Below are 22406 nucleotides of genomic sequence, written 5' to 3' on the forward strand. Positions count from 1 at the left end.
AGAGAGTAGATGGCATTCTGGTCAAACTGGTTCGGCGGGGCAAAACCGCCGGCCGCATCTCCGCGCGCGTCCTTCCAGGATACCGGCGGCGGCCTGGTCATTGCGACCAGCCAGCAGTTGGAAGAGGCGCTGCGCTCCGGAGCGGTGACGGGAGCTGGAACCACGGTGACGCCGAACAGCGCCATGCGGGTGGCGGCTGTCTATGCCTGCGTGAGGATCATCTCGGGTGCTGTGGCGACATTGCCCTTGCACATCAAGCGTCGGGTGGATGAGCGCACCAGGCAGGACGCCTCCGACACGCCGATCTGGACGGTGCTGCGACGACGGCCGAACCGCTGGCAGACGCCATCCCAGTTCCGGCGCATGCTGCAGGCGCATCTGCTGTTGCGTGGCAATGCCTATGCGATGATCGTGCGCTCGCGAGGATTGGTTCAGGAGATGATTCCGCTCCATCCCGATCGGGTCGAGGTGAAGCAGGCTGACAACCTGACCTTGGAATACACTTACACACGCCAGGACGGCCGTCGCATTCAGTTGGTACAGGCAGAAATGTTTCATCTGGTCGGGCTGACACTCGATGGGGTGCATGGCGTTTCGCCGATCACCTATGCCCGCGAGACGATTGGTTTGTCGCTCGCCATGGAAGATCATGGCGCGGCGACCTTCCGCAATGGCGCCCGCGTCAGCGGCGTATTGAAACATCCGAACAAGCTCGGGCCCGAGGCGGTCGCCAATCTCAAGGCCGGGCTCGAAGAGTTCCGCTCCGGCGGCGAGCAGGAGGGAAAGAACCTGATCCTCGAAGAGGGCATGGACTATGCCCGCATCGCCATGACGGCCGAGGATGCGCAATGGATCGAGAGCCGCAAGTTCAGCCGCACCGACATTGCCATGTTCTTCGGCGTGCCGCCGCACATGATCGGCGATACGGAAAAGTCGACCAGCTGGGGCACGGGTATCGAGCAGCAATCGATCGGCTTCGTCGCCTGGACGCTCGAGGACCATCTGACCATGTGGGAAGAGGCGATCAACCGCGACCTGATCGGCGCGGAAGACGATCTCTACGCGCGCTTCAACCGGGCGGCGCTGGTCAAGGGCGACATCAAGGCGCGCTGGGAGGCTTACGTCAAAGGCCTGCAATGGGGCGTCTACAGCCCGAATGAAATCCGCGCGCTCGAAGACCAGAACCCGCGCGACGGCGGCGACGTCTTCTATCCGCCGCCGAACACGGCGGGAGCGCCGGCGGGGGAACAACGAGATCGCCAGGAGTCTGGCAACGGCAGCGATGGCGATCGCGTGGTCGCTGCCAGTGGCAACCCTGGCGATCGAAAGACTGGTGGCCGGCGCGATGACGAAACCGACGCCCCGTAACGACAAGGAATAAACAGATGACCCTTCTGAACACGTTGAAGCTGGCCTCGACGCTGATCGTCATGGCGGTTGTCGGGCTGGCCGCCATCAGCCCTGCCTTCGAGTTCGGCATCTTTATCGGCGGCGTCACGCTCGGCGGTTATCTGTTCCAGCTCCTGGAGGAGTTCTGATGAGCCTGCGCAGCCTTCCCAACGCGCCCACAATGGCTCGCCCGCAAAACTACCAGTGGGATGCGCCGAGCGACGTGCTGGCGAAATGGGCAGAGCACCCTTTTGCCGCTGCGCCCGATGCCGACTCCACCATTTCCATCCTCGACGTCATTGGTGAAGATTATTGGTCAGGCACCGGCGTCACGGCAAAGCGCATCTCGGCGGCGCTCCGTTCGATCGGAAACAAGGACATTACTGTCCGGATCAATTCGCCGGGTGGCGACATGTTCGAGGGGATTGCGATCTACAATCTCCTGCGCACACATCCTGCGAAAGTTACCGTCGAGGTTCTGGGCTGGGCGGCATCCGCCGCCTCGATCATTGCCATGGCCGGCGATGAAATCCGCATGGGATTTGGCTCCTTCATGATGATCCACAATGCCTGGGGCATGGTGATCGGTAATCGCCACGACATGCGTGAAGCCGCCAGCCTGTTCGATGGCTTCGATGCGGCGCTTGCCGACATCTACGAAGCCCGCACCGGAATGGCCCGCGTGGAGATCGAGCGCCTGATGGACGCCGGGACCTTTATGACGGCGGCACAGGCGGTTGAATGTGGCTTTGCCGATGCCGTCGACGACACCGAAATCCACCCAGAGACCAATGCGTCCGCGCAGGTCCGCCCCGAAATCCAAGCCAGGCGCCGCATCGATGCCGCCCTGGCGAAACAGGGCATCTCGCGCACGGAGCGGCGCAAGATGTTTTGCCAGATTGCCGGCATGCACGACGCTGCCGACACCGCCACGCACGACGCTGGCTTCCATGCCGCCGCCATTCAGCGGCTGATCGACACCATCAGATCATAGGAGAACCCATCATGGGTATCGAACTCACCCCGCGTGCGCGCGGGATCCTTGCCGTGCGCGCTGATTCCGGCAGCACCACAAAGATCCTCGCTGAGTTGCAGAAGACCTTCGAGGACTTCAAGGCCGAGCGCGACAAGGAACTCGCCGACATCCGGGCCGGCATGGCCGATGTCGTCCAGACCGAAAAGGTCGATCGCATCAATGCCGAGATCACCACCCTGCAAAAGGCGCTCGACGAGACCAACGCCATGCTGGCAGCGGTGAAGGTCGGCGGTGTTGGCGGGACGACCGATCCGGACAAGGCCGAGCATGCGCAAGCCTTCGACCGCTTCTTCCGTCGCGGCGTCGATGCCGGCCTGCGTGATCTCGAGGTCAAGGCCAAGCTGACGACGCAGTCCGATCCCGATGGCGGCTATCTGGTGCCGGAAGAGACCGAGGCCGGGATCGACCGGGTGCTCGGCACCGTCTCCACCATCCGCTCACTCGCCCGCACCATCTCGATCTCGACCAGTACCTACAAGAAGCTGGTCAATATGGGCGGGGCGACGTCGGGCTGGGTTGGCGAGGAACAGGATCGTCCTGGCACGGCCACGCCGACCTTGCGTGAGATCGCCATCAATACCGGCGAGATCTACGCCATGCCCGGTGCCACGCAGACCTCGCTCGACGATGCGCGCATCGATCTTGCCGCATGGCTGGCCGAGGAAGTGGCGATCGAGTTCGCCGAACAGGAGGGCGCAGCCTTTGCCCATGGCGACGGCATCAACAAGCCGCGCGGCATCCTTGCCTATGACACGGTGGCCAATGCCTCCCATGCCTGGGGCAAGATCGGCTTCGTCGCTTCAGGCAAAGCTGACGGCTTTGTTGCGGCGACCGCCTCGGCCAATCCTGCCGATTGCCTGATCGATCTCTACTATGCCCTGAAATCCGGCTACCGGAACGGGGCCTCCTGGCTGATGTCGGATGCGACCATGAACACGGTGCGCAAGTTCAAGGACGCCGAGGGCGCCTATGTCTGGGCGCCACCCTCCGGCCCTGCACAGGTGGCCACCATCCTCGGCAAGCCGGTCCATACCGACGACAATATGCCGGCGGTGGCGGCCAATGCCTTTCCCGTCGCCTTCGGCGACTTCGGCCGCGCCTATCTGATCGTCGACCGCATCGGCATCCGCGTCCTGCGCGATCCCTACACCGCCAAGCCGAACGTGTTGTTCTACACCACCAAGCGGGTCGGCGGCGGCGTGGTCAACTTCGAGGCGCTCAAGCTGCTGAAGGTCAGCACCTGATCCACATGACGGGCGGCTCCGGCTCCCCGTCTCTTCACAATTCCCATTCATCGAAAGGACTCCTGTCATGAAGGACGGTATCTCCGGCCTCAGCCTGGTTGCGTCTCTGGTTCCGGCCGTGGTCACGGCCACCACCAAGGGCAGCCATGCCGATCTGCAGGGCTACAACGCGGCAACGCTGATCATCACCACCGGAGCGATTGCCGGCGACGGCGTGTTCGACGTGAAGCTGCAGCATGCCGACACCACGGCCGACGGCGACTTCACCGACGTTGCCGCAGCCGACCTGCTAGGCACTTTACCGGCAGTGCTCGAAGCCGACACGGTCTGCAAGCAGGGCTACAAGGGCACCAGGCGCTTCCTTCGCGCCGTCATCACCAGGACCTCCGGCACATCGATCGCTGCCGGCGCCGTCTTTGCGCTTGGCCATCCCCACGACGCGCCGGTCGCCTGATCGGTCAGAGCGGCCAGACAGTCGGCAGCGCCGAGATTCTGGCCGCCCCCCGTTCATCAACCTGTTGGAAGACAGCCATGCTCGCTCCCGTCCGCACGGTTGCGCCCGCGACCATGCCGGTGTCGCTCAGCGAAGCCAAGGCGCATCTGCGTGTTGATCATGATGACCAGGACGATCTGATCACCGCTCAGATCAAGGCGGCGACGGCATATCTCGACGGCTGGTCCGGCATTCTCGGGCGGGCGCTGATTACCCAAACCTGGCGACAGGAGTTTGGCCGCTTTGCCGATCACCTGCCATTGCCGCTGGCGCCGGTGACCGCGATCGACAGCGTCAGCTACTTCGACGGCGACAATGTGCAGCAGACATTGGACACCGGCGTCTACGATCTGTTTGCCGACGCGCGCGGTGCCTATGTCACCCGGCGGTCAGGCCAATCCTGGCCGGCTACCTTCCGTCGCGCGGATGCCGTCTCGATCATCTTCACCGCCGGCTATGGCGCGGCGGCCGACGTGCCGGAGCCCATCCGCCAGGCCATCCTGCTCATCGTCCAGCGCCTGTTCGATGGTGCAGACACCAGCATCGATGTTGCCATTGACCGCACCGTCCATGCCCTGATCGCACCCTATCGCAGAAGCCCGATCTGATGGCCAGGATCACCGCCAATGCCCTGCGCGACCGCGTCCGCCTCGAAAAGCGCGAGGAGATCGATGATGGCTATGGCAACACCTATGGCCAGTGGGTGCCACAGTTCGAGCGTGACGCCTGCATCCTGCCCTCCAAGGGCGGCGAGACGGTCATTGCGTCGCGCCTGCAGGAGGTGCAGCCGGCGCTGATCATCGTGCGCTTCGATGCCGAAACCGCAACCATCACCGCCGCCTGGCGCCTGATCGATGCCCGTTCCGGCATGATCTACAACATCCGCACCGCCGCCGACATGGAGCGCCGCCGCCGCTTCATCACCATGCTGTGCGAGGCCGGCGTGGCGACCTGAGCGGCCACCGGCAAAGCCGCGAGCCAAAACCAGACTCTCCGGGAGAACCGCTATGACGCCGCCGCAAGCGAACGAGCAGTTCCGCATGTCCGAGACCGAGTTCGAGGCGCTGCTGGCACGCGCAGCCGAAACCGGCGCTCGCCGCGCCCTGCATGAGGTCGGTCTCGATGGCCACGATGCGGCCGAGGACATCCGCGATCTTCGCTCGTTGCTCGCGGGTTTCCGCCTCGCGAAACAGACGGCCGTCCAGACCGCCGTGCGACTGATCACCACTGGCATCCTGCTCGCCCTGATGGCGGGCATTGCTATCAAGCTGAAGCTCTTCGGACCGACGCCTTAACCCATCCGCCCGACCCATCAGACCACCGCCCGCCCTCGTCGAGGAGCGGGCTTTTTTGTGCCTGGAGCTCACTCATGACCACAACCTTCTACAAGCACTGGCGCGACGTGCCCGAGCGCTCATGGCGCTGGAAGAATTTCTCCCCCGCCGAGATCGCCTGCCGGGGAAGCGGCTCCCTGCGCATCAACGAGGAAGCGCTCGACAAGCTCCAGGCGCTGCGCGACCGGCTTGGCAAGCCCCTCATCGTCCGTTCGGCCTACCGCAGTCCGGCGCATAACCGGGCCGTCGGCGGCGCGCCGCGCTCGAAGCACATGGACGGCACGGCCTTCGACATCGCCATGTCGAACCACGATCCGGTCGCCTTCGAGGCCGCTGCCCGAGCCGTCGGCTTTCTCGGCTTCGGCTACTATCCCCGTTCGGGCTTCATGCACATCGACCTCGGTCCTGCTCGGCAATGGGGCGAGCGGTTCCCGGTGCAGGCGACGGGGTTCGCCGCTGAAACGGCGCCCGCGCGGGAGGTTTTGGCCGACAGCCGCACGATGAAGGGCAGCGGCGCGGCAGGCGCGGCGACGCTCGGCGCCGTAGGCGTCGAGGTGGCGCAGAGCGTCCTGACGGAGACCCAGTCCGCGATCCTGCCGCTCGTACCCTATCTCGACACGCTCCGCTGGGTGTTCATCGCCGTCGCGCTCGGCGGGATCGCGGTCACGATCTACGCCCGAATCGATGACTGGCGCCGGGGGCGGCGATGATTGCCACCGTGCTCAGCGCAATAGCCGCCAGCCCTTGGATCCGGGCGGCGCTGCGCTACGGCGCCATCGCACTTGCGGTGTTCCTGTTCCTGCTCTCACTCCGGCGCTCCGGCGAGCGAGCGGGACGCCTCGCCGAACGCCTCGAGACCTCGGAGAAGACCAATGACGTCCATCGCCAGATGCTCGATGCGGCGGCTCGCCGCCCTCGCGATCGTGACGATCTCGCTGACCGGCTGCGCGACGGTCGCTTCTGACCCTCGCGTGGCGACCGTCTGCCCGCCGGTTGTTGAATATAGCCGCGAGTTCCAGGCGCGTGCCGCCGACGAGCTCGATCTGCTGCCAGAGGGGTCGGCTATTGCCGAAATGCTCGCCGACTACAGCGTCATGCGGGATCAAGCTCGGACGTGCTTGCCATGATCAGTCTCTTCTTTAACCTGCAACGTGAGCTTCAGAAGTTGCTCACGGATAGCTCCGTTGTCGGCCGCCAGATCTACAGTGGCGAAGCGAATGAGATGTCCGTGCAACGAGACGGCTTCATCAAACATTTCACCAATGGCCGGGTGCAGGAGCAAGCCCTCCGCGTTGTCGGCCAGCGGGTCGCTACGTCCTGCCTGTGAACGTATGTACGAATAGATTTGATAGAGGTACCCGCTGCGCAGCGTCGTTTCGCGGCGCCAGCCCGTCGTCACGATGCTGGTGAACTTGGTGTCGATCACGATACGGCGGGTAGCCAAGGCATCGTCGAGCACAACATCAGTCTGCATCCCGGGCATTATGTCGCGTGCCCCTTCGGTCCACCAATCGATCGGCCAGTCGAGCAAGCCACCCGTCCGCACGCGCCACCGCTCCCGTGGCAGTACGGTTCTGTAGAAGCCGCCGACGGCGCGTTCGAATAGCCGCCGAGCCCACTGCTCTTCCCTTTCCGGCATCGGCAAGGGGCGCGCGCCAGCTCGCTCTGTGGGCAGAACGAGATCCATCGCAAGCATCGCCGCTGCGAGCATTTCGCTGTCCTTGGCGTCATGACGACCGATCCGGTCGGCACTGAGCTCGGCGCGCGATGGCATGGCCCCAGCTACACCTTGCGCCTGCATGTCTGCCGCCAGCCGTCGACAGCGATGGCGCAGATCGGGGCGCGTTACCAGCCGCGCCACGGCCTCAAGTGCGCCGCGGACGTAGCGGTTGCGCGGTGTGTCGACGCTGAGTTCGACGAAGCGGCACGCCACAGCTCCGCGCGCGAGTAACTGTCGGCGCTCCGTGCGCAGCACGTCGATCCGCCCCCGGACCCGCGATAGGTCGGCGCAGCGGGGACGGTAACCGAGGCTCAGCTGTTGGCGTTGACGCTCCTCGACCGCCTGCGCCAATAACTCAGCGACGAGATCGGCGATCTCGTCGGGGTTGCGCTCGACGTCGACGCGCGTGGGCCCGGCCTTCCGGAATAGGTCCGAGGCGTAAAGCATCAGGAGCCAGATATTGCGCACGGGGATGCGGCCGATGAACCCCGCAGCAGCCCTCTCGGGCGCAACACCGGCATCGGCGATCACCATCCCTGCAACAGCCGGTCGAGTGCCTCTCGTGCCGATTTGGGCGCGTCGAACCAATATTCGTCAAGCAGCGGGCCGATCTCCGTTTCAGCGACCTGACGGAACCACTCGCGCGTTGCGCCGGGTTCGAGTTTTGCCGTCGGTGTGACATAGCTGTGCCCGATCTCGAACTGACGGCCGAACGCGTCGGCGATCTGCGCATTCAGCGCCACGATACGCCGCTCGATGTCATCGACGAGGGCGGGATCGACGCCGCCCTTCTCGGTTACCCACCCTCGCCAGGCTTCACCCAGCCTCGGCTCAAGTCCGACGAAGGCAAAGCGCCTGCGGAACGCGAGGTCGACCAGCGCCAGCGAGCGGTCAGCGATGTTCATCGTGCCGATGACAAAGAGGTTCTCGGGCACATGAACCGGGCGGCGGATGCCGTCGGCATCGGGATAGCAGAGCTCGAGCGCCTCGCGCGGTGTGCGCTTGCCCGCCTCCAGAAGCGTCAGCAGTTCGCCGAAGATCTGCGCGGGATTCCCACGGTTGATCTCCTCAATGATGACGACGAAGCGGGCGTCTGGGCGACCGAGCGCCGCGCGGATCGCCTCCATGAAGACGCCGTCGGCAAGGGTCAGCTTGCCATCGCCGCTCGGACGCCATCCGCGCACGAAATCCTCGTAGGAGAGGTTTGGGTGGAACTGGACCGCACGGACGCGCGCCTCGTCGCGTTCCCCCATCAGTGCGAATGCGAGGCGTTTAGCCATCCAAGTCTTGCCCGTTCCCGGCGGTCCCTGCAGGATCAGGTTCTTGCGCGTGCGCAAGCGCTCCAGAAGCCGGTTGATCTCCCCGCGCTCCAGAAAACAGCCATCGCGCAGGATGTCGTCAACATCGTATGGCACAGCCGGCGCTGGCGTCTGGACCGGATCGACGACAGCCGCATCTTCTTCGTCCTCATTGGGCGTCGCGCCGTCTTGGTCGGCCTCGGCCTGAGACTCTTCGGGCCCCTTGTAGTGCCATGCGGCCAGCGACAGTTCGGGGAAGCTGTGGACCGGGTAGCTCTCCTCAGAAAAGCGCGCCTTCAGATCGTCCACCAGCTTGAGATAGGTGGCGCCACTGCACGGCTTCTGCGGCCCTATCGTCGGGATCCGCATCTGCAGCCGGCCGGTGAGGAACGAGCGCGAGTTGCTGTCGAGGGTTGAGAACTCCCACGGATGCGACCAGTAGAGCCCGGTCGAGAGGTTCCATGAGGCGCCCCAAACGTCGATGGCCGCGTCGTAGCGGGCGATGAATTGGTCCCGCTGATCGGGTTGATCAGATTCCGCCAACGCTGCCGCGGCAGCGAACAGGTCCCATAGTTTGTCGATGTCGCCTTCGCCGCGCTTGTCGCCGTATCGAAAGAACCAGGATCGCTGGTTGTTGAGGACCGGAATTCCCTCGAAGGTGCTCGGAGGCTCCTCCTCGACGCCGATCAGCTTGGCAAGCGCTCCCGCTATCGCGCTCCGATTGGAGTCGGTCATGGATCGGTTGAACGTGCCCATCGCCGTAAAGGGGCAGATGTCGCGCAGTGGGCCAATACCGCCTTCCGGGTAGCGGTCCTGTAGATACCCTAGCCCCGCCATCTCTTGCGCGATTGCATGGATGCCGTCGATCAGGGGCTTGCGGTCTGCCCGGTAGTCCAGGAGCTTTGCCGCAACGGCGCTGTAGAAGGATGTCCAGTGGAAACGCTGCTCGCCGTTCGCGTCGCCGAACCGCTCCCGCCAGAACGGTTCATTCCGGAACCGGTCGAGGTCCTGCTGCTGGCCGTCAAATGTGAAGGCGAGGAGGCCATCCTCCATCCAGCCGCCCGGCGCGACCCGCCAAACCGTGGCGCGGTTTGTGTAGAAGTACCATTCGCGGGGCGGCGATACGGGCGTCCAGTTGACCTGAACACGCTTGCCGTCGTCGAGATTGGCAATGATCGTGCCGACCGCCTTGATGGCCATCACCGAGACAGTGGCGCCGCGGTTGTCGAACGGCAGTTCCCGCTTGCGAGTATAGGACGACTTGATCGCGATCCTGTCGCCCGGTCGCATCGCTCGCACGAGATCGCCATACTTGCCGTCTTCGTAGCCGTTCTCCCAGATGCCTTCAGCGAGAAATCTGGGCGTCTGGTCTTCGGTGCGATTATACGCGGCGCCGACAAACCAGCTCGGTCTGGTGTTTGAAATTTCCGACATTCCCCACCCCCCCCGTCTATGCCGCCATTCGATTTATTATTGAGGCGACATAGGTGTCTTTCTGATCCTCCATGAACAGCACATGCATGTCCTCCAATTCATGGATCGTCTTGCCCCAGTTCAGCTTGCCGAACCGTGTCGGTGTGACGATAAAGCTGTTCAGTATGACGTTCTCACTGGCGAGCCTTGCCTGGATGCCCTTGATGACCTGATGGAACTCGATCTTCTTGTGGCCAGGGCCTTCATGCTGGAGGCCATGAGGCTCGACGAAAGCCAAGTGCTGTCTGCCGTCCTTCACAAGCCATAGAAGGAAGTCGGGATAGAAATTTCCTGCCTCAAAGAAGCCCACTCCGCGCCCGCGGCTCTCATTGCGAAGCAAGAATAGTTCAATTCCTTCCGCCGCCAGCCGTGCTTGATCCTTTTCGATGAAGAGGCGCAGATCATCCAAGAACTGGAATTCGCTCTCATTCAATGAAACCGGCGCAATCTGGATTTTGCTTCCCTTGGCCGCATGAAGCACGGGCTCGTAGAGATGCGTGCCAAACAGGCAGCCTTTCAAGTCGCCAGCACGCAACACCCCCGCTTTTCGAGCGGATATCTCGCTGGTGAGGTTCTGGATGTCGTTAATGAGCGCTGTTTCGCTGGCATCGACGATTAGCTGGTATTCGTCCGCTTCAGGTAGGCTTCCATCGCCGGCCTCGATCTCACGGAGCTCAAGGCGTGGCTCGATAAAGGCTGCCTTGCAGTAGTTGTAGTATTCCTCCGAGAATCTCTGCAGGAGTTCCGCCGCCATCTCCTGCCAAAGCGCAACGTTCCCAAAATCCGAGAACTCCATCTTCCCCGAAGGCACGACGACCTTATACCAGGTCCGGTCAGCGAGCAGCGTCCTGATCATAGACTTGGAAATGTTGAGATTATGCCAGGTGCGCTCACGCTTGAATTTCTCAAGCCGGAAGAAAAGGTCATCGTAGTCCAGGAAGTCCAGGTGACCATCCTCGAAAACGGTCTCCTCCTTGGTGCCCAGCTTGGTGCCCTTCTTGGACTCAAGAGACTGGATGCGGGGATACCAATCTATCGCGACGCCCTTTTGGCGTATCTTTTCTGGGATCAACGTCAGGGCCGGCACAGCGCCGTCTCTCTTGAAATCGTACTCGCGACCGTCACCGCGCTTCTTTCGGGGGCGCAGCACCTTGAGCCGTTGCCCGAAGTCGTATGTGACCGTCAGCGGAACTGTGAAGACCTGCTTCTGATCGTTACCGGGAAGCTCTTCCTCTTCGAGGAACTTCCGGAACCGCTCCATGAAGTCGGCCTCGATTCCGAAAACATTCAGGGTCTCGACGTACTGTATGAGTTCCGGTTGATGGGTGGGGGTGGCAAAGCCGCTGCGCTGGAGCGACCAGTCATAGCCCTTGAGACGAACGCCGCGGCCAAAAAGCTGGATGATCTGCGCGCCCTCGCTCTTGCCGACATGCATGAGACCAAGGGTGCTGACGCGCCAGCAATCCCAGCCCTCAACAAAGCGCTTGGAACCGATGAGTAGATTGACCGGGGAACTGGACAGGTTGATCTGCCCGAACATTGTCTCGGCAAACTCGGATTCCAGGACCGCGACGTTGTCGAACTCCTGCTCAGCGATGTGCGCCGCCAAGCCGGATGCATCGCCAACGTTGATGAGTCCGAAAGGCTTTTCGGCCTGACCGACACGCAGCATGATCTCGTTCTCGTCGCCCTTGATCCGGGCAATCGACAACTCTCCACCGGCCCGGTTCTGAAAGAGCTTTTCGAGGATGTCGCGGAACAGGTCGCCGGGCTTCCAGCCCTCCCGAAGCATGAGCTGCTGAAGGTAGACGAACCCGCCGGCGAAGATGTCGCCGCCGTTCTCATCGAGGAGACCGGTCTCCTGAGCGTTACCGGTGAGGATCCGCTCGATTTCGGCGGCCGATGTGCCCTCGCTCTTCAGGAACTTCGCGATGAAGGCGAGGATCTTGCCTACGTCAGAGACCGTGGCTTTCTCGGCCTTCGATCCGGTAGCCTTGGTCACGCTGGAGCCGACGAAAACCCAGAGCGGCTTTTCGATGTTGTAAGGGGTATAGAGTGTCTGCTTGTCCTCGTAGAGCTTCAGCTGCTGGTAGAAGCTCAGAAGACACGCCGTCAGGTATGAGAATTCAAGCTGGGAGAAGGTTCGCGGAAGGTTGAAGATGCGGTAATCCTTGCCGTAGCCGTCCTCGTAGAAATACCGATAGGAATAGTCGAACAGGATCGTCTTCGCGTAGGACGCTTCGATTTCGGGGCGCTTTGCCGCTGTAACGGCCTCCTTCAGCGTCGCCGAGTACTCGAAGACGAAACCCTTCTCCGACAGGCGGGCGCGGCTTCGGAACCAGCCGCGCTCTTCCTGGCTTCCCATGCCGCGATGGGCTTCGTCGACGAGCAGCAGGTTCTGGTCGCCCAGATTGCGCGTCGCGATGACGTTGGGTCCATCGGTGTCACCGAGCTTGGTCACCTCGGTGTAGTCCACCTGACGGAGCCCGTTCTTGCCCGAGGAGAGAAGGTCGCCGCTGTCGGTGAGCAGGCGCGACGCGACGATGTTGCTGCCCTTCATTTCGCGCGCGTGCTGCAGGGAAAGCTGCTCGTTCGGCGTGATCAGCACCGTCCGCGTCAGGTCGTGCTTGAGTGGCGATTTCGAGGCGTAGTGCCGGAACTGCAGGAAGTTGACGTGCATCAGCAGCGTCTTCCCCGAGCCGGTGGCGTTCTGCAGGCAGAGCTTGTTCAGGTCGTCAAGCTCATAGGGCGTGATCCCCGTTTCGTATCCCTCCTCGGTCCAGTACTTGTTGAAGCCTTCGACATAGGCGTTCAGCGCGTCCAACAGTGCGGCACGGTCGGAAAAGAACCGGTCGAGATAGATCTCGGCAAACAGCAGTGAGAGCCACTGGTAGTACTTCCAGACGATCGGACGGTCGCGCTTCTCGTTGATCGCCAGCGTGTGGCTGACGATGTTGTGCTCGTAGCGCAGCAGGTCGGCCCGCGTGATCTCGGCGTCCGCCTGCAGGTGGACGTCCAGCGCCTTGTAGAAGTGGTGCAGGTTCTCGGACGTCATGCCCTCCGGCGCGTCCTTCACCGTCTTCGCCAGCGGCTGCATCGGCCGGAGCGTGCGCTTGCCGTCCTTGTGGTCCTTCAGCGGATCGAAGCCGAACAGGCGGACGATCCACTGGTTGAGCACCAGCTTGTGGCCGAAAGGGAGTTGTTTCTGCTTGGACGCTCTAGCCATCGGACGTCTCCTTCACGAGCCTGTCCGCAAACAACCGGTTCCCAGCGTCCCGATAAGCCTCATAGGCACGAATTGAACGATCAAGCTTCTGCATAAGCTCATCTTTTATTTCTTGGAATCGTCGCTGGTGCTCATTGCTCCATTCGTCGAACTGATCCCAGTACATCGTGTAGACATTGGCATTTGCACGATGCGGGAAGAGCTTGACGGGAAGGAAGCTGCATAACTCTCCGAGTGCTATGAAAAGCTCCTCTTCAAGCGGTCGCAGTTTCCGGTGCAAATAGGCTGGCTTACTCTTCCGGATCGAAGCCAGGGCCTCATAACCATCGTCTATCCCGTCGACGGCCCTGCTTCCAATTGAGCTGAGAGGGGTCTCTCTGAAATAATGAAGATGTGCAGGGTCGAGCGCGTCAATCACGGCTTGGTAGCGCTCTCGATCTTGTTTGAAAGGCAACCGTGACCTCTGCCATCCATCAAAAGCTGTTTTCCCAAACCATCCGACTGCTGCGAAAATGGCTGTGGCAACGACCACCCAAATTTCCACCGGCACCTTCGAAAAGACCTCGAATAATGGGTTGGCAGCCTCCACCGCACTCTGGGTGGCTTCCGCTACTGGTTGTGCCGCGTCGGTAGCGCCCTCCGTCACCGTTAGCCCTCCACGTCCCACATCGCCTGATGGAAGGCTTCCTCGATCAGGCGCACCTTCCAGGTCTCCTCGTCCTTGCGGAGGTTGGGCAGGTTGTTGGAGCCGTTCACGTAGATGACGTCGAATTCGGTGTCCTGCGCGGAGAGGCGGTACTTCCGGAACCACTCGTCCAGCATCAGGTTGTCCTGCTCGAGATCGCCAGTGAGCTTGCGCCAGACGACCAGCACCTTCTCCCGGTCGTTGTGATCGCCGGGGGTGCGCAGGGTGTAGCCCTCGACCTTGCGGAAGCGCCAGGCGCCGTCGTCCGTCTCCTTCAGCCCGCCATCGAGCATCAGCCGGGTGTTGGTGTCCTCCGGCAGCTCGGGATCGATCTCGCGCTTGAAGGCTGCGTCGTAGCCGCGCCAGCGGTCCAGATGCTCGACATGCAGGCCGATCAGCCAGTTGAACGTCTCGACCAGATCCACCGCCTTCTCGACATACTCGTCTGTGCCGGGCTTCTTGATCTTCAGCTTGTACGCCGTCGGATCGTCGAACCATTCGATGTTCAGGAGTGACGGGCTGCCCTTGGTCTCGAAATCAAGCCAGTAGCGGAGCATGTAGTCGCGTGCGAAGGCGCCTCCCGCTGGCAACACCTCTGGTGCGGATTTCAGAGCGAGATTGTTGATCGCATCTTCATAGGTTTCCAAGCGAACATACGGCACAAGGGCGCTTAAATGATCAGAAGACGAGGGGGCACCTTTCTTCCATTCATTGCAATAAACTGATTTCTTGACCCTTGGTAGCGTTACGCGATCAAAGTATTCGCCCATTTCCACCAAAAAGAACTTTCTTCTTCCGCTGTCGGATCTGTTCAGGTTCAGCGTTGCGTGAGCAGTTGTTCCTGACCCTCCGAAGAAATCAAGAATGACAGAATCTTTCTTGGCTCCGCATGCCCTTAAACAGTCTTCGACTAGGTGAATTGACTTGGGGAATGAAAAGTCTGCAATCCTACCAAACATAGATGTCAGATAATTCGTGCCGTACTGTGTAGCCGAATATTCCTTCTTATCCCACCATGTGACAGGCATCATGCCCTCATCGTTCATTCGGGCTTTCATATAGACGCCGATTTGGCCAGACTGATCATTTCTACCGCAGAAATTGGAATAATCGGATTTGACGCTTTCCGCGCCCCACTTCCACCGACGCTCGACTCCATCAGGGGAGACAGGCAGCACAGCAGTCTCACCAGCGTTTGGCTCCTCCAATACGTCCCACGCCTGCGCATCAGTGTTCCAGGACATTTCGGGAACACGGATCTGGCCGCCAGAAACATAAATTGGATAGAACATTTTTGGACGTGCTTGGCGGCTGGCCTCAACGCCACCGTGTTTGCGGAAATTTACCCATTCAAAAGCCCCTCTCTCATCAGACTCTGAGTACCGGGCAACCTGCTTGTCGGTTCGGGGCATTCTGCCGACAGATGCGGCATCACTAGCGCCGGCAAATAGGGTGTAATCGTGCGCTTCAGAGAAGCCATTTGGAGTGGATCGCCCGGATGGATTGCTTCTAACCACCGCAACCCCCAGCATATTTTCCTGGCCGAACTTTTCCTCCATTAATTGCCGAAGTCTGCTAAATTCGATATCGTCTATTGCGACGGCGATTACAGCCGATGCCCGCATCAGTTTTTGTGCTTCCGACAGCCGGGTGTCCATTAGGGAAATCCAAGATGAGTCCTTATAGTTGTTCTTGTAAACTATTGAAGAAGCATCGGTGTTGTACGGCGGGTCTATGTAAATGCAGTCTACGGCATTCCGAAGCTTTTCGCCTAAAGCCCTGAGAGCCTGATTGTTCTCGGAATGTATCAACAGGCCCGTGGTTTCAGCTTCAAGAAGCTGAGTTTCAGCAATCACACGGTCCTTGAATGACCCTGCGAAGTTTGCTGTGTCGAGTGGAAGAGAGGAATTTTTCTCAAGAAAACTTACGGATAGAGGCTCAGAGTACCCGTCTATCTTGTCAATCGCGAAAAGCTCCACCCACTCTTCTCTCTGCGCCTCGTTGGCCGCGATCTCCGGATAAAACTCCTCCGGGATGCGGTCGAGCGTGATGCAGTACTGGGTGTCGACGACGAACTTCCTCTTCAGCCACAGCCGTTTCTGGAAGTCCTCGAGTTGGGCAAGGAAATCGATCAGATGCTGTGCAATGCGGCGCAGCACCTTGACCTTGGCCAGGTAAGCTTCCACTCGTGGCGCATCGGCGGACTCGATGTCGTCCAGCCGCATGACCTCGTTCTTGATGTAGAAGTCCAGCTCGCGCCGCAGGAAACCGCCCAGATCCTTGTGGATGAAGTAGTCCATCGTGTTCCGGGCCGTGTACTGGGCCAGGTACTTCTCCAGAAGCGTGCGGTCCTTCTCGGCCTCGGTCGGCGCCGGGGTCATCAGCGCGCTCACGTAGTCGTCCGCGCCGTCCAGCTTGGGCAGCAGCGCCTTCACCATGTCCGCCGCCTCGGCGAGGCGCTTCTTGCGCCAGGTGCCTTCCTGGCCGGTCTTCTCGGGGTCCGGGCGGTACTGGAACTGGATCACCAGCTCCGGCTGGCCGGTGTCGCCCGTCTCGATCTTCATCGGTTCCGGCTCGTGGATGATAAAGAAGCGTTCGGTCTGTTCGGACGCCTTGACGTTGTTGTGCTCGCCCTCGGACGCCGAAACGATCCGGCAGTGGACCTTGAGCGGCTTCTCGGCGAACAGCCCTCCGTGACGTTCCTTGAACTCCTTCGCCTGTGTCGGATCGAAGGTGAAGTTGGTCAGGTACTCGGACGTTTTGATATAGTACTGGTCGCGGTTGGCCCAGTGCAGATAGACCTCGCGCCCGTCATAGGGGACGGCATAGGGGGCTGCCTTGCCGTCCGTCTCGCGCGCGAAATAGCGGCGGCTCATGAAGTCGCCGTTGTCGTAATAGCGCTCGAAGAAGCGGTAGAGGTGATCGTAGACGTCGCCTTCGTTGCTGCCGCTGTCCTTGGCCGCGTCCCAGGCCGCCTTGGCTTCCTTCACTTTCGGAGCGGCATCCGGATCGGGTGCGCCGAATTCCTCGGCCTGCTTGCGCGCGGCCTCGTAGGCAGCTTTCGCTTGCTCGACCCGGGCGCCATCCGCCTCGCCGAATGCATCCCGGATGATGCTCAGCAGGTCCTTTTCGAGAAACTTCGTAACCTGGCCCGCCTTCGCATGCATGATGCGGTAGAAGCCGAAGTCCAGGTCGGGCTGGTCGAGCTGGAATAGCTCCTTCAGCAGACTGATCAGGCGTTCTCGCTGTTTCTCGACGTTCGGCATGTGGCGGTCTTCTCCTGCGTCCTGTTGGCTCACACCACCGCCCAGCGGACGGCGAAGAGCTCTTGTTTGCTGATATCTTGTTTCAGGCGGGCTTCCAGGTCTGAGATCATCTGATCGCGCTCCTCGATGATCTCGTCCTCCACATCGAATATGCGTTGGCGAAGCCGGCGCTTGGACTTTTCCAGCTCCTGGATCTGCGTCTGGATGCGATGCTGCCGTTCGGGAGATTCGGCCGTTCGCGCCTCGCGCTTGAGCTCAAGGATCCGCGCCTTCGCGTCCTGCAATTCCTTTTCGGCGGCAAACACCTTGTCCTCAGCCCATTTTTCCAGCTTCCGACTTTCCTCGGAAAACCACTGGGCGTTCTGCCGCTTCAGCGCCTCGATGACGTCCTGTTCGCGTTGCGCCAATATGGGATCCAGCAGCGCCCGAGCATGCCCGATCTCGCCATCGGCTTGTCGGCATGGCATCTCGAACAGGCGTCGAACAATGTCAGGGTCGATATCGCGCCCATCATCCGTCTTGGCCGCAAGCAGGATGTGGTCCTGCTCGTCAAATCCGGAGAAGCTGAGGCATCGTGCGGCGAGGATACCTGACTGCCCCACCAACGGCTCGATGTTGACCGCCTTGGCTGGCCATCCGGAATAATCGAACACAAGGTCTGCACCGTTCAGATTACGCTCGCGTGCCCTGGCAATCACGTGCTGTGCGAGCGGGTGCCCCAAGCGATATCTGTGCTCGCTTAGGCCATTCTTGGCGATACCGTAGCCCCCGGTCGGGACGTCCAAACCGTCGGGCGCGCGCTTCAAGGTGAAGGTGAGGTATTCATCATCGAAGTTGGCGTGCTGCCGCAGCTCATGCTGGGTAACGGCCCACAACATTCTCTCATAGCGCCCGATATACTCTCTGCTCTTGTCCAGATTGAACTTGAGGCGGTCATGGACCTCAGCGTCGAAGTTCTCCAGCAACTTCCGACGCGTATCTTCCATGGCAGCATTGATGTTCTCATCCATCTCGGCACGCAGGCGCTCGAACTCCGTCTCGATCTCATCCGTGGATCGACAATTCTGGTAGATGGTGACGATGCGCTTCTCAAATTCGACGCCAGACTCAACGGCTCCGAGCACCTCGTCCGAAGCGCCGAACACGCCGGAGAACAGCTGAAACTTCTCGGCCAACAGCTCGTAGACGCGCTGATCGGCCGCGTTGTTCTTGTTGAGGAAGTTAATCACGACCACGTCGTAAAGCTGGCCATACCGATGGCAGCGCCCGATCCGTTGCTCAATTCGCTGTGGGTTCCACGGCAGGTCGTAGTTCACGACGATGGAGCAGAATTGCAGATTGATGCCTTCGGCCGCGGCTTCGGTTGCGATCATGATTGATGCGTGTTCGCGGAAATGCTCCACCAGTGCGGCGCGAATGTCGGCAGTGCGGGAGCCAGTGACGCGATCAGACCCCTTGTGCTTCCGCAACCAACTCTCGTAGATAGCTTTCGACTGAGGATCGCTATTGGAGCCGTTGAAAAGCACGAGCTTGTCGGCGTACCCGTTCTCCGAAAGCAGCCGTACCAGATACTCCTGCGTCCGGCGCGACTCGGTGAATATGATGGCCTTCTGCGCTGCACCAAGTTCTTGCGTCTTGGCGAAGCCGGCTCTCAACGCGCTCAACAACGCCTGCCCTTTGGCGTTCTCGGAGATTGAAACAGCAAGGTCCCGGAACTCGCGAAGATCTGCGATCTCCTGCTGGATGATCCCAATATCTTCAGCCGTCAGAAGCTCTGGCTCGTCGTCATTGTCCGACCATTCGTCGGCGACCTCTTCATATTCCTCGTAGTCCTCGGACAGCTCTTCTTCGAGCTTCTCCCGAAGGTTCGTGTCATCCTTGAGCTGGCGTTCCAGCTTCCGGGCTAGGGAGTCGAGGGCGCCCGCAATGGCGAAGGTAGAGGAAGCCAACAGCTTGCGCATGATGAGGGTCATTAGCGTCCGCTGGCTAGACGGCAGCGCCTGCAGAGACGGTCGCCGAAGGTATTCCGACACCATGTCGTAGAGCGATTGCTCCGCCTCGCTTGGAACGAACTCTTGGGTGATGGGTATCCGGTTGGTGTAGCGGATGTATTCCAACACCTGTCGACGCAGAGTCCGGTGGCAAACCGGCTGAAGGCGATGCTTTAACTCTTCAAACTGGCCGTCACCGGTCAAGCGCGCATATTGGGCTCGGAAGCTCTTCGCGTCGCCAAATGTGTAGTCATCGATCAAGCTGACGAGACCGTACAACTCCATCAGTGAGTTCTGAAGCGGGGTCGCCGTCAGGAGTACCTTCGGAACATTTGCAAGCGCGCCCTTCAGTGCTCGCCCGATCCGGTTGTCGGGCCTATAGACGTTTCTAAGCCGGTGAGCTTCGTCGATGACCACCAGGTCCCACGGGATGACCATCAGCTCGTCGGCATGTCGCGCGGCGAATTGGAACGAGCAGATAACGAGCTTCTTCTGTTCGAACGGGCGCCGCGCACCATCTTTGGCCAATTTATTGTAGTTCTTTGCCTCTAAGATCAGGGTTGGCAGAAAGAACTTTTCTTCGATCTCCTGCGACCACTGCTTACGCAGATTTGCCGGAGTGATGACGAGGATACGGCGCCTGCCCTCCGTCCATTTCTGTGCCAGGACCAGCCCGGCTTCGATGGTTTTTCCAAGGCCAACCTCGTCGGCCAGAATAGCTCCCTTCGACAGGGGCGACTTGAACGCGAACAAGGCGGCCTCGACCTGATGCGGGTTCAGGTCCACTTGCGCGTCCAAGAGAGCGCCAGCGAGCTTTTCGGCATCGGCAACCGAGTGCCGCTTGCTGAGCTCGAGTGCAAATAGCTTTGCGTGGTACTCAGTAATCAATTGCTCGCGCCCCTCGGCTGGAATTCTAGGGTTCTAACCACGGTCAGAACCCGACGCGGGCAGGAGGCGCATTTGGCCGATCGCGCTTCTGTTCAAGAGAACGATCTGCTGGTCTTGCGGCCGGCGGGCAGATGGGTCGGTATCGAGACCCAGTCGCTTCAGCGCGTAGTAGAGAAGCGCCTTGCGAACCGGGATCGTGGCCCTTCCGCTGCGCATTCCGTAATCGAGCGCGATGACCTTTTGCTGCGTCTCAGACAGTTCAGGATGCGGTCCGATCTCCAAAGTGACATGCTCGTTCCAGTCGGCATCCCCTTCAGCGCTGATCTCGCTCGGCTTGGTGTTACGGGTCTCGATGATCCGCGAGAGAAGGAAGTCCTTGAAGCTCTGGTCGGTGAGACAGAAGGCCCGTGTATGCCAGCGGAAACCGTCGAACCCGATCGCGTGTGGCGCAATCCAGCGCCAGCGCGGCTCCGGCCGGGACAGGGACTGGTATTTGACCTCGATGGCTTCTGATCGGCGAATTGCGGCGACCACCGAACGTAGCGTTTTGGCGTTGACCCCCCGCACTGGCGTCGGCGCGGAGTCGTAGGACGGAAACTGCCCGATCCAGGCATCAGCGAGGTCGAGGATGCCGTCGGCAACGGAACGAAGCTGAGAGAGGTAACGGCTGGCATCGGGCTTCAGAAAAAGGGCGTCGAACTTGCTGCCTCGGATGTAGGTTCGGGCGCTCTTGTCGTAGACCATGTTGTTCGGAGCCATTCCGATGTAGCGGTTCAGGTCGGTGGACGCCTGGTTCACCGACACGCCGAACGCACCCATCAGATCCCCCCGATTCACATGCCCCTCCCAAAACAGGCGGAACTCGATGAATTCGAGCCGTCGCTCGACGCCCCACCGAAGATCAGCCTTCTCTGTTACCACCATGCACTCCCAGTGACATGATCCGTCACGAAACTAGGCCAGCCCAGTTTCTGGATTTTCGAACAAGCTATCTGAGAAGCGGTGTGGGTTCAATCGAAATTGTTAGTGTCTGCAAGCAAGGGAGAGGGCGGAATGGCGGCTGCGCCTCGGCCAACCGCCATACTGGGGCTATGGTCACGCGCCCGCTTGCTCGGTATGAACGCGGTCCGAGGTGCTCGACCGGATCATCGCCTGCTCGTATTCCTCGATGTCACACAAGCGGTAGACGACCCGGCCGCCGAGTTTGACGAAACGTGGCCCGTCCCCAATCCACCGCCATCGCTCAAGAGTACGAGGGCTAATCCGCCAGCGCGCTGCCAACTCCATTTGGTTCATGTGAACTGCCTTCATTTCCGTTTCCTTTCGTTCAGGCCCGTTTGACTGCGACACAACAAAGGCGTGGGCAGGAAACTCTATCAAGGCAATACTGTCCGGAGCGCCAAACACAGGGCGCTGCGCTTCCTTGTCTTGAACAGAGAATTTCTGCGGTGGCGAAGATTCACCTACGAATACGAGGGCGTGCTGGCGCGATGTGGGGCATACTTCGAGCGAGTTTGTCGAAGAGTCCTCTCCCTCCGCCATTTGATTTTCCAACAATAGATGCGAGTTACCTCTTTCACGACGGTAAACCAGTTACTGCATCCGCACCTCTGGCAACAAAAAAAGCCGGAGGTTTGTGCCTCCGGCTGTTGTTTTTAGTTCAGGCCTTCTTCCTTGAACGCCTTTTGCACGTTCGGGCGAGCCAGCACACCTTCACGCAGCTTCAACGCCTTGGGATAGGCGCTCAAATCGAGCTTAAGACCGACGCCCCAACCGATGATGACAGACGCATAGGCATCCGCCTGCGTAAAATCATCGCCAAGCCAGTAGGCGTTCTTGTCCGATAGCATGGCTTCGAACTGACCCATGCGACGATTGATGTTAGCAATGACGCCAGCCTTCGCTTCCTCGCTCAAATTGGGCGCGAACAAGCCACCAAACGCCGAATGTAGATCCGAGCAGAAGCCGAGCGCTTCCTGCAGGCGAGCGCGTTCCATGGTGCCATAGGCGGGCTTGAACGCCGCAACGTCGGAATGATCGCCGATATATTGGAGGATTGCCGCATTCTGCGTGATGACAGTGCCGGGCTTTACTTCCAGCGCCGGAACCGCACCTCGCGGATTGACCGCGAAATAGTCGCCGCCGTCAGCCGTCTTCTTGGCTTTGAGGTCCACGGCCTCCAGCTCATAAGGCAGGCCCGTTTCGCTCAGAATGATATGGGGTGCGAGCGAACAAGCACCAACCTTGTAATAAAGCTTCATAGAAATCTCCCATCGGTTTCGATGAGAGATTTCTATCAATTTTGGTGTGCCTCGCAAGGAATTGGGATCACAATTCTTTGTGTAACCCCATTATTCGAAAGA

The 22406-nt window shown here is 60.5% G+C and carries 19 protein-coding genes; 10 read left to right on the top strand and 9 right to left on the bottom strand.

The genetic code is table 11. From position 1 onward, the window contains the following. Positions 1 to 9 precede the first annotated feature (9 nt). From MKS82_RS10275 to MKS82_RS10320, 10 genes are all read left to right on the top strand, one after another. On the top strand, positions 10 to 1368 hold the full coding sequence (locus MKS82_RS10275) for a phage portal protein (RefSeq protein WP_240578735.1): 1359 nt from the start codon (positions 10 to 12) through the stop codon (positions 1366 to 1368). A gap of 17 nt (positions 1369 to 1385) precedes the next feature. Then, positions 1386 to 1538 (top strand): hypothetical protein, encoded by a 153-nt coding sequence (locus MKS82_RS10280; RefSeq protein ID WP_192799917.1) that lies wholly within the window; start codon positions 1386 to 1388, stop codon positions 1536 to 1538. Beyond that, a complete protein-coding gene (locus tag MKS82_RS10285; protein ID WP_240578736.1) occupies positions 1538 to 2383 on the top strand; it encodes a head maturation protease, ClpP-related in 846 nt (281 codons plus the stop codon). Before MKS82_RS10280 ends, MKS82_RS10285 begins: the two co-directional genes overlap by 1 nt. Positions 2384 to 2394: 11 nt before the next feature. Further along, a complete protein-coding gene (locus MKS82_RS10290; RefSeq protein ID WP_240578737.1) occupies positions 2395 to 3669 on the top strand; it encodes a phage major capsid protein in 1275 nt (424 codons plus the stop codon). A 67-nt stretch (positions 3670 to 3736) separates the two neighbouring features. Continuing rightward, positions 3737 to 4123: a hypothetical protein gene (locus tag MKS82_RS10295; RefSeq protein WP_240578738.1), complete on the top strand. Its 387-nt coding sequence runs from the start codon at positions 3737 to 3739 to the stop codon at positions 4121 to 4123. Between the two features lie 77 nt (positions 4124 to 4200). Next, positions 4201 to 4770, top strand: coding sequence for a head-tail connector protein (locus tag MKS82_RS10300; RefSeq protein ID WP_240578739.1), 570 nt, complete (start codon positions 4201 to 4203; stop codon positions 4768 to 4770). Then, positions 4770 to 5117, top strand: coding sequence for a phage head closure protein (locus tag MKS82_RS10305; RefSeq protein WP_100651852.1), 348 nt, complete (start codon positions 4770 to 4772; stop codon positions 5115 to 5117). Before MKS82_RS10300 ends, MKS82_RS10305 begins: the two co-directional genes overlap by 1 nt. Positions 5118 to 5169: 52 nt before the next feature. Then, complete coding sequence (locus MKS82_RS10310; protein WP_240578740.1) at positions 5170 to 5457, top strand: DUF6127 family protein; 288 nt, start codon at positions 5170 to 5172, stop codon at positions 5455 to 5457. Positions 5458 to 5531: 74 nt separating this feature from the next. Then, positions 5532 to 6206, top strand: a complete 675-nt coding sequence (locus tag MKS82_RS10315; protein WP_240578741.1) for a D-Ala-D-Ala carboxypeptidase family metallohydrolase — start codon at positions 5532 to 5534, stop codon at positions 6204 to 6206. Next, entirely contained in the window at positions 6203 to 6460 is a 258-nt protein-coding gene (locus MKS82_RS10320; RefSeq protein ID WP_240578742.1) for a hypothetical protein, read from the top strand. Before MKS82_RS10315 ends, MKS82_RS10320 begins: the two co-directional genes overlap by 4 nt. Before the next feature lie 138 nt (positions 6461 to 6598). Here MKS82_RS10320 and mcrC read toward each other — a convergent pair whose 3' ends face one another. From mcrC to gst, 9 genes are all read right to left on the bottom strand, one after another. Further along, positions 6599 to 7750, bottom strand: coding sequence for a 5-methylcytosine-specific restriction endonuclease system specificity protein McrC (gene mcrC, locus MKS82_RS10325; RefSeq protein WP_240578743.1), 1152 nt, complete (start codon positions 7748 to 7750; stop codon positions 6599 to 6601). After that, entirely contained in the window at positions 7744 to 9948 is a 2205-nt protein-coding gene (locus MKS82_RS10330; RefSeq protein ID WP_240578744.1) for an AAA family ATPase, read from the bottom strand. Before MKS82_RS10330 ends, mcrC begins: the two co-directional genes overlap by 7 nt. Before the next feature lie 16 nt (positions 9949 to 9964). Beyond that, positions 9965 to 13213 carry a DEAD/DEAH box helicase gene (locus MKS82_RS10335; protein WP_240578745.1) on the bottom strand — a complete coding sequence of 1083 codons (3249 nt, stop codon included), beginning with the start codon at positions 13211 to 13213 and terminating at the stop codon, positions 9965 to 9967. Further along, positions 13206 to 13859: a hypothetical protein gene (locus MKS82_RS10340; RefSeq protein WP_240578746.1), complete on the bottom strand. Its 654-nt coding sequence runs from the start codon at positions 13857 to 13859 to the stop codon at positions 13206 to 13208. Before MKS82_RS10340 ends, MKS82_RS10335 begins: the two co-directional genes overlap by 8 nt. A 2-nt stretch (positions 13860 to 13861) precedes the next feature. Beyond that, positions 13862 to 17164, bottom strand: a complete 3303-nt coding sequence (locus MKS82_RS10345; RefSeq protein WP_240578747.1) for a DNA methyltransferase — start codon at positions 17162 to 17164, stop codon at positions 13862 to 13864. A 29-nt stretch (positions 17165 to 17193) separates the two neighbouring features. Continuing rightward, on the bottom strand, positions 17194 to 20043 hold the full coding sequence (locus MKS82_RS10350) for an SNF2-related protein (RefSeq protein WP_240578748.1): 2850 nt from the start codon (positions 20041 to 20043) through the stop codon (positions 17194 to 17196). A 33-nt stretch (positions 20044 to 20076) separates the two neighbouring features. Beyond that, complete coding sequence (locus MKS82_RS10355) at positions 20077 to 20967, bottom strand: WYL domain-containing protein (RefSeq protein WP_240578749.1); 891 nt, start codon at positions 20965 to 20967, stop codon at positions 20077 to 20079. Between the two features lie 171 nt (positions 20968 to 21138). Then, on the bottom strand, positions 21139 to 21585 hold the full coding sequence (locus MKS82_RS10360) for a helix-turn-helix transcriptional regulator (RefSeq protein WP_240578750.1): 447 nt from the start codon (positions 21583 to 21585) through the stop codon (positions 21139 to 21141). 113 nt (positions 21586 to 21698) lie between these two features. Next, positions 21699 to 22304, bottom strand: coding sequence for a glutathione transferase (gene gst / locus MKS82_RS10365; protein WP_109988644.1), 606 nt, complete (start codon positions 22302 to 22304; stop codon positions 21699 to 21701). Between the last annotated feature and the right edge of the window lie 102 nt (positions 22305 to 22406).

The organism is Ochrobactrum sp. A-1 (assembly GCF_022488005.1).
Taxonomy (GTDB): domain Bacteria; phylum Pseudomonadota; class Alphaproteobacteria; order Rhizobiales; family Rhizobiaceae; genus Brucella.

Excerpts from the sequence above, each read along its gene's own strand:
- MKS82_RS10360 (WP_240578750.1), bottom strand. The coding sequence starts at position 21,585 with ATGGCGGAGGGAGAGGACTCTTCGACAAACTCGCTCGAAGTATGCCCC.
- MKS82_RS10335 (WP_240578745.1), bottom strand. The coding sequence starts at position 13,213 with ATGGCTAGAGCGTCCAAGCAGAAACAACTCCCTTTCGGCCACAAGCTG.
- MKS82_RS10305 (WP_100651852.1), top strand. The coding sequence starts at position 4,770 with ATGGCCAGGATCACCGCCAATGCCCTGCGCGACCGCGTCCGCCTCGAA.
- MKS82_RS10300 (WP_240578739.1), top strand. The coding sequence starts at position 4,201 with ATGCTCGCTCCCGTCCGCACGGTTGCGCCCGCGACCATGCCGGTGTCG.
- MKS82_RS10315 (WP_240578741.1), top strand. The coding sequence starts at position 5,532 with ATGACCACAACCTTCTACAAGCACTGGCGCGACGTGCCCGAGCGCTCA.
- MKS82_RS10290 (WP_240578737.1), top strand. The coding sequence starts at position 2,395 with ATGGGTATCGAACTCACCCCGCGTGCGCGCGGGATCCTTGCCGTGCGC.
- gst (WP_109988644.1), bottom strand. The coding sequence starts at position 22,304 with ATGAAGCTTTATTACAAGGTTGGTGCTTGTTCGCTCGCACCCCATATC.
- MKS82_RS10275 (WP_240578735.1), top strand. The coding sequence starts at position 10 with ATGGCATTCTGGTCAAACTGGTTCGGCGGGGCAAAACCGCCGGCCGCA.
- MKS82_RS10280 (WP_192799917.1), top strand. The coding sequence starts at position 1,386 with ATGACCCTTCTGAACACGTTGAAGCTGGCCTCGACGCTGATCGTCATG.
- MKS82_RS10285 (WP_240578736.1), top strand. The coding sequence starts at position 1,538 with ATGAGCCTGCGCAGCCTTCCCAACGCGCCCACAATGGCTCGCCCGCAA.
- MKS82_RS10330 (WP_240578744.1), bottom strand. The coding sequence starts at position 9,948 with ATGTCGGAAATTTCAAACACCAGACCGAGCTGGTTTGTCGGCGCCGCG.
- MKS82_RS10320 (WP_240578742.1), top strand. The coding sequence starts at position 6,203 with ATGATTGCCACCGTGCTCAGCGCAATAGCCGCCAGCCCTTGGATCCGG.
- MKS82_RS10345 (WP_240578747.1), bottom strand. The coding sequence starts at position 17,164 with ATGCCGAACGTCGAGAAACAGCGAGAACGCCTGATCAGTCTGCTGAAG.
- MKS82_RS10310 (WP_240578740.1), top strand. The coding sequence starts at position 5,170 with ATGACGCCGCCGCAAGCGAACGAGCAGTTCCGCATGTCCGAGACCGAG.
- MKS82_RS10355 (WP_240578749.1), bottom strand. The coding sequence starts at position 20,967 with ATGGTGGTAACAGAGAAGGCTGATCTTCGGTGGGGCGTCGAGCGACGG.
- mcrC (WP_240578743.1), bottom strand. The coding sequence starts at position 7,750 with ATGGTGATCGCCGATGCCGGTGTTGCGCCCGAGAGGGCTGCTGCGGGG.
- MKS82_RS10295 (WP_240578738.1), top strand. The coding sequence starts at position 3,737 with ATGAAGGACGGTATCTCCGGCCTCAGCCTGGTTGCGTCTCTGGTTCCG.